At 70.5% G+C, this 12486-nt stretch carries 8 protein-coding genes; 1 reads left to right on the top strand and 7 read right to left on the bottom strand.

Going from position 1 to position 12486, the window contains the following annotated elements:
• Nucleotides 1-29: 29 nt before the first annotated feature.
• A complete protein-coding gene (locus KO717_RS13745) occupies nt 30-1856 on the bottom strand; it encodes a phosphoenolpyruvate carboxykinase (GTP) (RefSeq protein WP_301366987.1) in 1827 nt (608 codons plus the stop codon).
• A gap of 220 nt (nt 1857-2076) precedes the next feature.
• On the opposite strand from KO717_RS13745, the gene trhA reads away from it, so the two are divergent.
• Entirely contained in the window at nt 2077-2790 is a 714-nt protein-coding gene (gene trhA / locus KO717_RS13750; protein ID WP_437184507.1) for a PAQR family membrane homeostasis protein TrhA, read from the top strand.
• Nucleotides 2791-2848: 58 nt separating this feature from the next.
• On the opposite strand, the gene KO717_RS13755 is transcribed toward trhA, so the two are convergent.
• The 6 genes from KO717_RS13755 to KO717_RS13780 all read right to left on the bottom strand — a co-directional run bounded on the left by KO717_RS13755 (nt 2849) and on the right by KO717_RS13780 (nt 12482).
• Nucleotides 2849-3400 carry a hypothetical protein gene (locus KO717_RS13755; RefSeq protein WP_301366988.1) on the bottom strand — a complete coding sequence of 184 codons (552 nt, stop codon included), beginning with the start codon at nt 3398-3400 and terminating at the stop codon, nt 2849-2851.
• Between the two features lie 125 nt (nt 3401-3525).
• On the bottom strand, nt 3526-5940 hold the full coding sequence (locus KO717_RS13760; RefSeq protein WP_301366989.1) for a galactose oxidase-like domain-containing protein: 2415 nt from the start codon (nt 5938-5940) through the stop codon (nt 3526-3528).
• A gap of 23 nt (nt 5941-5963) precedes the next feature.
• Nucleotides 5964-7127 carry a glycosyltransferase gene (locus KO717_RS13765; RefSeq protein WP_301366990.1) on the bottom strand — a complete coding sequence of 388 codons (1164 nt, stop codon included), beginning with the start codon at nt 7125-7127 and terminating at the stop codon, nt 5964-5966.
• Between the two features lie 6 nt (nt 7128-7133).
• A complete protein-coding gene (locus KO717_RS13770) occupies nt 7134-8828 on the bottom strand; it encodes an ArnT family glycosyltransferase (RefSeq protein ID WP_437184508.1) in 1695 nt (564 codons plus the stop codon).
• Nucleotides 8825-10138: a glycosyltransferase gene (locus KO717_RS13775; RefSeq protein ID WP_437184509.1), complete on the bottom strand. Its 1314-nt coding sequence runs from the start codon at nt 10136-10138 to the stop codon at nt 8825-8827. The genes KO717_RS13770 and KO717_RS13775 overlap by 4 nt, the downstream gene beginning before the upstream one ends.
• Before the next feature lie 289 nt (nt 10139-10427).
• Entirely contained in the window at nt 10428-12482 is a 2055-nt protein-coding gene (locus tag KO717_RS13780; RefSeq protein WP_301366992.1) for a thioredoxin domain-containing protein, read from the bottom strand.
• Nucleotides 12483-12486: the final 4 nt, after the last annotated feature.

The raw sequence follows: 12486 nt of genomic DNA on the forward strand, positions 1-12486 counted from the left end.
ATTGGCCCTTCTTCAGGGCGCGTCCTGGCTCAGCCCAGGCGCTCCACGAGTGCGTGGTACTGGTCCCACAGCTCCTTGGGGGTGTGGTCGCCGTAGGTGTTGAGGTGCTCGGGGACCAGGGCGGCCTCCTCGCGCCAGACCTCCTTGTCGACGGTGAGGAGGAAGTCGAGGTCCTCGGCCGGGAGGTCCAGGCCGTCGAGGTCGAGGGAGTCCTTGGTCGGCAGGATGCCGATGGGGGTCTCCACGCCTTCGGCGGTGCCGTCGAGGCGGCCGACGATCCACTTCAGGACGCGGCTGTTCTCGCCGAAGCCGGGCCACACGAACTTGCCCGCGTCGTTCTTGCGGAACCAGTTCACGTAGTAGATCTTCGGGAGCTTGGCCTGGTCCTTGTCGGCGGCCACCTTGACCCAGTGGGCCATGTAGTCGCCCATGTTGTAGCCGCAGAACGGCAGCATGGCGAAGGGGTCGCGGCGCAGTTCGCCGACCTTGCCCTCGGCGGCGGCGGTCTTCTCGGAGGCGATGTTCGAGCCGATGAAGACGCCGTGGTTCCAGTCGAAGGACTCGGTGACCAGCGGCACGGCGGAGGCGCGGCGGCCGCCGAAGAGGATCGCGGAGATCGGGACGCCCTTGGGGTCCTCCCACTCGGCAGCGATCGTCGGGCACTGCGAGGCCGGGACGGCGAAGCGGGCGTTGGGGTGGGCGGCCGGGGTCTCCGAGGCCGGAGTCCAGTCGTTGCCCTTCCAGTCGATGAGGTGCGCGGGCGCCTCTTCGGTCATGCCCTCCCACCAGACGTCGCCGTCGTCGGTGAGCGCGACGTTGGTGAAGACGGTGTTCGCGTACATGGTCTTCATGGCGTTGGCGTTGGTGTGCTCGCCGGTGCCGGGGGCGACGCCGAAGAAGCCGGCCTCGGGGTTGATCGCGTAGAGGCGACCGTCCTCGCCGAAGCGCATCCAGGCGATGTCGTCGCCGATGGTCTCGACGGTCCAGCCGGAGATCGTGGGCTCCAGCATGGCCAGGTTGGTCTTGCCGCAGGCGGACGGGAAGGCGGCGGCGACGTACTTCGTTTCGCCCTCGCCGGCCGGCGGGGTGAGCTTGAGGATCAGCATGTGCTCGGCGAGCCAGCCCTCGTCGCGGGCCATGACGGACGCGATACGCAGGGCGTAGCACTTCTTGCCGAGGAGGGCGTTGCCGCCGTAGCCGGATCCGTAGGACCAGATCTCGCGGGTCTCCGGGAAGTGCGAGATGTACTTGGTGGTGTTGCAGGGCCACGGCACGTCGGCCTCGCCCTCGGCGAGCGGAGCGCCGAGGGTGTGGACGGCCTTGACGAAGAACCCGTCGGTGCCGAGCTCGTCGAGGACGGCCTTGCCCATGCGGGTCATGGTGCGCATGGCGACCGCGACGTAGGCGGAGTCGGTGATCTCGACGCCGATCGCGGAGAGCTCGGAGCCGAGGGGGCCCATGCAGAACGGGACGACGTACATCGTCCGGCCCTTCATGGAGCCGCGGAAGATCCCCTTCTCGCCCGCGAAGATGTCCTTCATCTCGGCGGGGGCCTTCCAGTGGTTGGTCGGGCCCGCGTCCTCCTCCTTCTCGGAGCAGATGAAGGTCCGGTCCTCGACGCGCGCGACGTCGGAGGGGTCGGAGGCGGCGTAGTACGAGTTCGGGCGCTTCGTCTCGTCGAGCTTCTTGAACGTGCCCTTGGTGACGAGCTCCTCGCACAGGCGCTCGTACTCGGCCTCGGAGCCGTCGCACCAGACGACGCGGTCCGGCTGGGTGAGGGCTGCGATCTCGTCCACCCAGGAAATCAGTTCCTGGTGAGTCGTCGGGATGGTGGGAGCCGCGTTGTCGCGCGCCACGATTGCTCCTTGTTGAGGGGTGTGTTTGGTGTTTGCCCCGTGGGGGCTGCGACCCGGACGCTTCGCGCTCCGCTCATCCGGTGCCGACCGCACTCATCTGATCATCCGGTGGATGTGCGCATATGTCCAGAGGGCCTCTCACGTGAGCATTGCCACGTCCGTCAATCTTCCGTAAAGACCACTAACGGAAACCTACGGACCCGTAGGTAGCATGGCGCGCATGACTTCTGATGCCGCCGCCGTCCCGGCCGCCGAGGCCACACCGGTAGTCGAGGCCCTGGAGGCGGCGGAGACCGCCCTGGAGGAGAAGCCGCTGATGCGCGGCTGGCTGCACCTCGGGATGTTCCCCGCCGTGGTCGTCGCCGGCCTGGTGCTGATGGCCTTCACCGACTCCACCCGGGCCCGCGTCGCCTGCGGCGTGTACATCCTCACGGCCTGCCTGCTCTTCGGCGTCAGCGCGGTCTACCACCGCGGCACCTGGGGACCGCGCGGCGAGGCCATCCTGCGGCGGCTCGACCACGCCAACATCTTCCTGATCATCGCGGGCACCTACACCCCGCTGACCGTCCTGCTGCTGCCGCCCTCCACCGGGCGGACCCTGCTGTGGGCGGTGTGGATCGCGGCCGCCGCCGGCATCGCCTTCCGGGTCTTCTGGGTCGGCGCCCCGCGCTGGCTCTACACCCCCTGCTACATCGCCATGGGCTGGGCGGCGGTCTTCTTCCTGCCCGACTTCATGCGGACCGGCGGGATCGCCGTCCTGGTCCTGGTGATCGTCGGCGGCCTCCTCTACAGCGTGGGCGGGGTCATCTACGGCATGAAGCGCCCGAACCCCTCGCCGCGCTTCTTCGGCTTCCACGAGGTCTTCCACTCGCTGACCCTCGCGGCCTTCGTGGCCCACTACGTCGGCATCTCGCTCGCGGCGTACCAGCACTGATCGAGGCGGCCCGGCGCCGGCCCCGGCCGAGGCTCCGGCCCGGTCGCGTTCGGCGCGCTCAGGCGGAGCCGGAACCGGAGTTGTTCAGGGCCGCGTCGAAGAGCCGGTCGGCCAGCTCGCCGAAGACGACGCTCAGCTTCTCGTCGGCGATGCCGTCGGCGTACCCCTGGAACGCCAGCCCGGCCACCGCCTGGACGGCGGGCGTCGCGTACTGCGGGTCGACGAGGTCGATGGGGAAGGGCTCCCCGGGCGGCCAGGGTCCCGGCCAGTTCTTGGGCCAGGGGATCTTCGGATGCGGCGGTGCGGGGCACATGTCGTCGCCGACCGCCTGCAGGATCTCGCGGGGATCGCGGCCACCCTGGTGCGCCCCGATCGCCGTCTCCGCGATCCCCTTCACCGTCTGCATGAGGGCGATCCGCAGCTGTTCGCGGGGCGGGAGCGGCTGTGGGTTGAGGGCGACTTCGGAGGATCGGTCGGGGGAGCGGACCCCTGCCACGCCGGTGGCGAACACCGGCCCGTGCGGATTGATCGCATCCCACATCTCGGGCCTGACGCGTGCCGCCAGCCGCACGATGCGCGCGGTCTGTGATGCGCTGATCGGACTTGCCATGGTTCGGCCTCCCTGCTGGGTGACAGCAGCCACATCCCTCCCAGTGTGCGCGGATCAAGAGGGCCCGCAACCAGGACCCTGCCCCCCGGGGGGGTGGCAGGGTCCCGGTCCAGCAGGTCAGCAGGTCAGCAGGCGTAGCCGTCGCGGTCGGGGTCAAGGCGCAGCGGATCGCTGCCGTTGACCTTGAGGCGCTTCGGGTACTTGTGGGAGGCCAGCCAGTCGCAGCGGGCCTTCGCCGTCGCCTGCACCTCGGCCGGGAAGCGGGTCGGTACGCACACGTTGACCGTGCCGTAGTGCCGGTCGCAGCCGGCCACGCTCGGCGCGACCGGGGCGGAGTCCCGCTCGGCCGGGTTCTCCTTGGCCGGCCCCAGCTTGTCGGCGAAGGTGTGCTCGTGCGCGGAGGGCTGCTCCTGGGTGGCCGCCAGCGCGGACGGGCCGCCGAGGTGGACCCAGGTGGCGATCGACGGGATGCCGTTCGCGTCGACCGCGAAGAGCATGTACCAGCCGGGCGGCGCCAGGTTGGGGTTGCTGGTGACGTTCAGGTCGATGTTGTTCCCGTCGACGGTCATGGGCAGGTCCACGAACCTCTGGTTCGGGTCCGAGGAGTGGGTGACCGCTGCCGGACGGATCAATTCCGCCTTGGCGACCGGCCGGTTGACGGTGATCCGCTGCGTGTCCCCGTACACCCACTGCGTGTCGATCACCGAGGTGATCTGCGGGCGGGCGCCCTTGAAGAGATAGGGCGGCGTGTAGATCGACACGTTGTGGTTGTACGTCCCGTTGCCCGGGTTGTCGCCGACCGACATGACCCGGCCGTCCGGCATCAGGAACGACGCCGAGTGGTAGGTCCGCGGGATCGGGTCGGTGGCGAGACCCGGCTGGTAGGTGTTGGTCGCCGGGTCGAAGAAGGAGGCCTCGAAGACCGGGTCGGCCCGGTCGTGCAGCCCGCCGCCGGTCTCCAGCACCTTGCCGTCCGGCAGCAGCACCGCCGACACGAACATCTTGCCCTCGGCACCGGTCTGCGGCCGCTTGCCCTGGCCCTGGTCGACCAGGCCCTGCGGGATCGGCGGGCCGGCCGTGTAGGCGGGGCTGGGCTGCTTGAGGTCGATGATGTCGGTGAGCCGGTTGGCCGCCGGATTGCGCTCGTTGTTGCCGCCGCCGATGGTCAGCACCCGCTGGTCCTGGGCCGGGGGCAGCAGCACGCTCGCCGACTCGTCGCGCTCGTCCTTGTTCCGCAGGCCCGGCACGTCGGTGATGGTGTTGGCGCCGTAGTCGTAGATCGAGGCCCCGGTGCCCTGCGTACCGTTGCCGAAGGTGTGGCTGCCCGAGTAGAAGAGCCGCCCGTCCTGCATGAGGATCATCGACGGGTACAGGCCCCAGTACGACCAGGTCTGGTTGACCTCGTTCATCGGCAGCCACTTGTTCTGCGCCGCCGAGAACTTCTCCGCCGTCACATTACCCGTGGAGTCCTCCTTCAGCCCGCCGAAGGAGATCACGTCACCGTTGCCGAGGATCGTCGCCGACGGGTACCAGTGCCCGCCGTTCATGTCGTTGGTCCTGGTGTACTTCTCGGTCGCCGGGTCGAAGGTGTACGAGTCCTTCAGCCCCTGGTAGCCGATCTTGCCGTCGGCCGACGGATACCCCTTGTTGCCGCTCATCACCAGCACCCGGCCGTCCGCCAGCTGCACATGGCCCGAGCAGAACATGTCGACGGGGGTCGGGATCGTCCTGAAGGACCCGTTCGCCGGGTCGTACACGGCGGAGGTGAAGGTACCGGCGTTGAACTGGGCTATGTCGTTGCCCGAGCCCGCGATCAGCAGCACCTTGCCGTTCTTCAGCACGACCGCGTGCATCGAACGCACCGGATTCTGCGCCGGGATCACCTGCCACTTGCCCTTGGCGCACTCCTCCGCCGTCCCCGAACAGGCCGGCTGCGGCGGGACGGCGCCCACCTCCTCCAGCGCGTAGTCGTCGGTGGTGAGCGTGCCCACCCCGTAGACCGACAGGCCCCACGCGATCTTGTCGGTGCCCGGCGGAACGGCCGGCGTACGGACCTCCGTACGCGCCCAGGCCGCGCTGACGGGCGGATTCTGCAGGTCGGTCCAGTACTGCCAGCCCGCCGTCGTGTCACGGCGGAACACGGTCACCGACACGTCCGGGGTGTTCGACTTGTACCAGGCGGACAGGTCGTACTGCCTGCCCGGCGTGACGGTCGGGGCGCAGGTGCTGTTCTCCGTGACCAGCGCCTTGCGGTCGCCGTCCACGCGGCGGGTGAGCGAGACCTTCATCGCCTTGGTGCCGCCGTGCGCGTCGGCGACGGTGGCGAAGGTGAAGTCGTTGTCGCCCCAGCCGGACCTGGACCAGCAGGACGGCATGTCGGAGCCGGCGGCTCCGGCGGTCTCGAAACCGGGATTGGAGAGCAGATTGGGCGGACCGGCCGTGGCCTGCTGCGGTGCGGTGAGCAGCAGGCTCGCGGTCATCGCCCCGACGGCGAGCAGGGCGGCCCGCCTCCCGGCCCTCCGCCGGATCGTCAGACGCATGGAAAGGTTCCTTTCTGTGCGGCTCAGCTCCTGTTGTGGCGCGGCAGATAGACGAGGGCCTCCGTGGCCGCGAACCGCAGGACGAAGGTCGTGACCAGGGCAAGGGCGGTGGCGGGCAGCACCTCCATCCCGAGCTCGGCGACGAACACCGCGATCAGCGGAATGCGCAGCAGCAGATCGGCGTTGGCGAGCAGCGCGAAGCGCCCCACCCGGTCCGCCCAGTGACGGTGCCGGCGCCGGTCGCGGAAGAGCAGGGTCTCGATGAGGAGGAAGTTCCACAGGACCCCCGCCTGGTTGGCGACGATCTCGGCCGGCAGGTAGTGCATCCCCGCATGGGTGAGCAGCCACAGCGCGGCCAGGTTCGGGACGAAGCCGGAGAGCCCGATCAGACCGAAGCCGATCATGCGGGCCAGCGGGGCGGCCGAGCGCAGCGAGGCGAGGTGGGAGAGGAAGCGCATGCCCTCGCGGGCGGTGGACTTCGACTCCCCCGCATAGCGGTCCTGGAAGACGAACGGCACCTCGGCGACCTTGCCGGGACCGCAGCGCACCGCCAGCTCCAGCAGGATCTTGTAGCCCAGCGGCTTCAGGGCCTCGGCGGTGACGACGGAGCGGCGCATCGCGAAGAAGCCGCTCATCGGGTCGCTGATCCCGCGCAGGGCGCGCGGGAAGAGCCCCTTCGTCAGCCAGGTCGCGGCGCGGGAGACGGCGATGCGGTAACTCCCGGCGAGCCCGGCCCGGCTCCCGCCGCTGATGTAGCGGGAGGCGACGACGAGGTCGGCGCCGGTGCGCATGCCCTCGCCGACGAGCTCGGGGACGAGGTGGGGCGGGTGCTGGAGGTCGGCGTCCATGACGACGATCCAGTCGGTGTCCGCGCGCTTGATCCCCTCGACGACGGCGCCGCCGAGCCCGCCGTCGGCCGTCTCCCGGTGCAGGACCGACACGGGGAAGGGGTGGTCGGCGGCGGCCTTCTCGATGACGGCGGGGGTGTCGTCCGTGGAGTCGTCCACGAACAGCACCTCGCAGGGCAGGTGGCCGGGCAGCGCCTCACCGAGCCGGCGCAGCAACTCGGTGATGTTCCCGGACTCGTTGAAGGTCGGGATGATGAGGGTCACGGTGCCGGTCGGGGTCTTCGGAGCGGTGAGCTCCGCATCGACCGGGGCATGGAGGTGCCACAGGTCCTCGCTCATGGTGGCTCAGCTCCCACTCGTACGGTCGGCACCGCCGACACGGTCGGTCCTGTCGGTCCTGCGTATCTCGATGCGGTCCTCGCCCGACCCGAAGACCGCCACCACCGCCGAGTGCTCCAGCGCCGCCTTCACGTTGGGCAGGTTCACCGCGTCACGGCGCACGGTGGGCGAGGAGACCACGTAGTCGATGTCCTGCCAGCCCCGCGGCAGGGTCCTGGTGACGGCCGGGTCGAGGTCCGCCTTGTAGAACCAGATCGCGCCGGGCCCCGGCTCGAAGCCGTGGTGCACCGCGTCCAGCCAGAGCGCGTCGTCCAGCAGCACCCGGGTGTTCGCCGGATCGGCCACCTCGCTGCCGAGCCAGGCCGCGGCCTGCCGGTACGGGGCGTTCGCGTCGACCGTCAGCGCGGTGCGGTTGCCGTCGTACCAGCGCGGCAGCACGTACACGGCGGCCGACGCCGCGAGGACGCCGACCAGCGCCCACCGCGCCCACACCCGCGACCGGCGCTCGCCCGGACCGCGGCGGCGGCGCAGCACGGCGTGCGTGATGCTGGCCGCGCCCCCGGCGAGGACGAGCGCAAGGAACGGCAGCGCCTGGATCACGTACATCGCCGGCAGGTAGCCGGAGGGCCGCATCGCGACGGCGGCGAGGATCACGGCGGCGAGTGCGGGGCCGGCCAGCGCGCGTGCGGTGACGGACCAGGGGATGGTGGCGAGCAGCAGGACGGCGCCGGCCAGCCCGCCGAGCGGCAGGACGGTGTCGTAGTAGAGCCAGGACCGGAAGACGCCGTTGGAGCCGGACCCGGGCGTGAGGATGAAGCCGGAGCCCTCGCGGCCCATCTGGTAGGTGATGCCGTCGATGAGCGACACGTGCCCGGAGCCGGGCAGCAGCTCACCGTTGAGCAGGGCGTACAGCGGGTACGACAGCCCGATCAGCGCACAGGCGGTGATCGCTCCGGTGACCGCGAACTTGCGGGTGTCACGGTGGCTGTGGCGCCACATGGTCACCAGCAGTGCCGGGAGCACCACCAGCATCGTCTCCTTGGTCAGGACGGCGGTGGCGGCCGCCAGCCCGGATCCGAAGTGGTGCCACAGGTGGCGGCTCGGGGACGCGGCGAGGCAGAAGGCCAGCAGCATCCACATCACGGCGAGGTTGTCGAGGAAGATCTCCCGCTGGAGGACCACGGAGAGCGGCGACAGCCCGAAGAGGGCCATCGCGAGCCCGGCCGCCCAGCGCGGCAGCCACAGCCGGCGCGCCAGGACGTACAGGAGCACGGAGGAGGCGGCGGAGACGGCGAGCATCGAGAACCGCATCGGCGCGACGGTCATCCAGTCGGGCACGAAGAGCGACGGCAGGTACGTCAGGCCCGCGATCTGGATCCAGCCGAGCGGCGGATGGTCGTACCAGTACGTGTAGTGGGCGAGGCCGTCGCCCTGCTGGACGGCCCAGGCCTGCGCGAGGTAGGTGCCCTCGTCATCGCTCAGGGTCGGGAAGTTCGTGATGTTCCAGCCCTGGACCAGCACGATCACCAGCAGCAGGGCGCCGCACAGCAGCAGGTCGGGGCGGGAGGAGCGGAAGCGCACGAGGGGCCGGGCGGGCGCGGGCGGGCGCACGCCGAGGCCGCCGGCGGCGGGCGTCCGCCGGTCCGGTTCGGTGCGGGTCTCTGGCTGGGGATCAGTGGCCGTGGGCAGGGTGGCGGTCACTGGCGGCTGTCCTCTCGGATCGCGGTGGAGGCGGAGACGACACCGGGTGCGGCGGTGGCGGGGACGGGCGCGGTGGCGTACGCGGGCGCGCCGGCGGCGGCCGGGGTCGCCGTGGCGGTCGCGGTCAGGTGGGCGCCGGTGTGGCTGGTCAGCTCCCACTCGTTGCGGCCGCGCTGCTCGCGCCAGACCGCACGGATCGCGGCCCCCGCGAGCATCACCTGGTAGAACGGCCCGCCGACCACGAGCTTGACGTAGTGGACGAAACGGACGCGCAGACCGTACTGGCGGCCGAAGTCGTGCAGGCCGACGATCTCGAACACGAAGGTCACCATCGCCGTGATCATGGGGAGGAAGGTGATGATCGCGATGCCGACCGGTACGTCGAGGAGGACCGCGACGGCGAAGTTGAGCGGAATGATCACCCCCGAGGCGGCCTGCATGAAGGGCGTCATCAGCGTGTAGCGGGCCAGCCAGCGCTGGCCGCGGCCGGGCAGCTGCTGCCAGTCCTTCTTCCGGTACACCTGAAGGAACCCCTGGTTCCAGCGGGTGCGCTGCTTGAGCAGGCTCACCAGCGAGCCGGGCGTCTCCTCGCGGGTGACCATGTCGGAGTCGTAGGCGACGACCACCTTCTTGCCGACCGACGACAGCCGCACCCCGAGGTCGCAGTCCTCGGCGAGGCAGTTCTGGTCCCAGCCGCCGGCCTCGCGCAGCACCTCGGTGCGCACGAAGACGGTGTTGCCGCCGAGCGGGATGAAGCCCTTCTCGGCGTGCAGGTGCAGCCGGGAGCGGAACCAGAAGAAGTACTCCAGGCAGTTGCGCAGGCTGTACCAGCTGGAGTGGAAGTTGATGAGCTGGACCCCGCCCTGGACCACGTCGGCGCCGGTGGAGCGGAAGGCGTGGTCGACGTGGGCGAGCAGCTCGGGGTGGACCTGGTCCTCGGCGTCGAAGACTCCGACGATGTCACCGCGGCAGGACGGGAGGGCGGTGTTGAGGGCCTTCGGCTTGTTCTTCGTCTCGTGGTGGTCGACGACGACCCGTACGCGGGCCGGCGCGCGGGCGGCGGCCCGTTCGGCGACGGCGGCCGTCTCGGGGTCGTCGTGCCCGACGATCACGATGATCTCGTAGTCGGTGTGGCTCGACTCCAGCAGCCGGTCGATGGTGTGCTCCAGGACCGCCTGCTCGTGGCGGGCGGGCAGCAGCAGCGAGAAGGCGAGGCGGCCCTCCCCGTCGGGGCGGTCGAAACGCGTGGAGGCGAGCACCTCGGGGGTCCGCCACGCGTGCATCTGCCACCAGAGCGTGAATGCGGCCATCCAGAAGAGCGCCAGGGAAATGACAGCGATGAACACAGATGTGTACACAAGGCCCCCCACAGACCCGCCGCCCCCCGGCGGCGATCAGCAAACCCCCCGGGGGCTCACGGCGGGCCCCCCGGCCCGCCGCCCCCGCTTCCCCCTTGCGCGCACCCCCCGGTGCGCCGTCTCGGTGACTCCCGAAGCTAAGAGATTAGGCAGTGAACATGACACTCAGCTGCATCGAAAATAAAAAGCACGTTTCTGAACTCATATACACGCAACCGGAATTGACGGTACTCCGGCCACTTCAGGGACGAATCACACCCAACTGTTCGGCCAGTTCGACCGGTTCCGTCGTAGGCCGCGCGCAGACGAAATGTCGACACACATACGCCGTCGGAAGGTCGTGCACGAGTGTGCGCTCGGCAAGAAGGGGGAACTCACCGCCGGAGCCGTCCTCCGCACGCGGAAGACCGGCCGCCACCACCGCCCCAGGAGCCGTCCCCAGCAACGCGGTCCGGTGCAGCAGCGCCAGCGCCGGATCCTCCGGATGGCCGACGACCGCCACCTCGCGCGGCCCGTCCAGGAGCGCCTCGGCCACCGACAGCCCGTGCCCGATGAAGCGCGGCACCCGCGGCCCGAGCGCGTGCACCACCCCGAGCGCCCGCTCCGCCGCCGTACGGTGCGCTTCCGATCCGGTGTGCGCCGCGTACGAGAGCAACGCGCCCGCGGCGGCCGTCCACCCCGACGGGGCGGCCGTGTCCGTCGGATCCTGCGGCCTGCGGATCAGCTTCTCCGCGTCGTGCGCCGTGTCGTACAGCGACCCGTCCTCGGCCGTGAACCGGTCCAGGACCAGGTCGACGAGGAACCCGGCGAACTCCAGCCAGACCCCCTCGCCGGTCACGGAGGCCAGCGCGAGGAAGCCGTCCGCCACGTCGCCGTAGTCCTCCAGCACCCCGTCGTTGGCGCCGACCTGCCCGTCCTTGCTGGTGCGCGACAGCCGCGCCCGGCCGTCCATGTGCACGCGCACGAGCAGATCGGCCGCCTCGGTCGCCCGCTCCACCAGGTCGGGCCGCTCGAAGTACGCCCCGCACTCGGCGAGCGCGGCGATCGCCAGCCCGTTCCACGCGGCGACGATCTTGTCGTCCCGCCCGGGCACGGGCCGCCGGCCCCGTACGGCCAGCAGCCGCTCCTTGATCCCGGCGAGCCTGCCCGCCTCCACCACGGGCCCGTCCTGGGGCAGCTGCAGCACGGACGTCCCGTGCTCGAAGGTCCCTTCCTCGGTCACCCCGAAGTACGCGGCGGCCAGATCCCCGTCGTCCTCCCCCAGCACCTCGCGCAGCTGGGCGGGCGTCCAGGCGTAGTAGGCCCCCTCCACGTGCTCCCCGGTCAGCGGATCCTCGCTGTCGGCGTCGAGCGCCGAGGCGAAGCCGCCCTGGTCGGTCCGCAGCTCCCGGACCATGAAATCGGCGGTCTCCAGCGCGACCCGGCGGGCGAGATCGGACCCGGTGGCGCGCCACAGGTGCGCGTACACCCGGCACAGCAGCGCGTTGTCGTAGAGCATCTTCTCGAAATGCGGAATCACCCAGTCCCGATCCACGGAGTACCGCGCGAACCCGCCTCCGAGCTGGTCGTAGATCCCGCCGCGCGCCATCGCCTCGCACGTGTCCGCGGCCATCTGGAGCGCGCCCTCGGACCCGGTGCGCGCGTGGTGGCGCAGCAGGAACTCCAGCACCATGGACGGCGGGAACTTCGGCGCCCCGCCGAATCCGCCGCGCGCGGAGTCGTACTCCCGCGTCAGCCCGAGCAGTGCCTGCGCGAGCTCCTCGGGCCCGGGCGTGCCGGCCTTCCCGTAGTCCAACTCCCGGCCGGCCAGGTCCCGTACGATCCGCTGCGCGACCTCGGCGACCTCCTCGGGGCGCCCCACCCAGGCGGTCCGCACCCCTTCGAGCACCTGCATGAAGGAGGGCATCCCCTGCCGGGGCTCGGGCGGGAAGTACGTCCCGAAGTAGAAGGGCTCGGCGTCGGCGGTCATGAAGACGGTCATGGGCCAGCCGCCCTGGCCGGTGGCGGCCTGGACGGCCTCCATGTAGACGGCGTCGATATCGGGCCGCTCCTCGCGGTCCACCTTGATGTTGACGAAGTGTTCGTTCATGTACGCGGCGGTCAGCTCGTCCTCGAAGCTCTCGCCGGCGAGCACATGACACCAGTGGCAGCTCGCATATCCGACGCTGAGGTGCACGGGCACCCCGCGCTCACGCGCCTCGGCGAAGGCCTCGGGCGACCACGGCCACCAGTCGACGGGATTGTCGGCGTGCTGGAGGAGGTAGGGGGAGGTCTCGTTCGCGAGGCGGTTCGGCATGGGC

This window comes from Streptomyces xanthophaeus (assembly GCF_030440515.1).
Taxonomy (GTDB): Bacteria; Actinomycetota; Actinomycetes; order Streptomycetales; family Streptomycetaceae; genus Streptomyces; species Streptomyces kutzneri.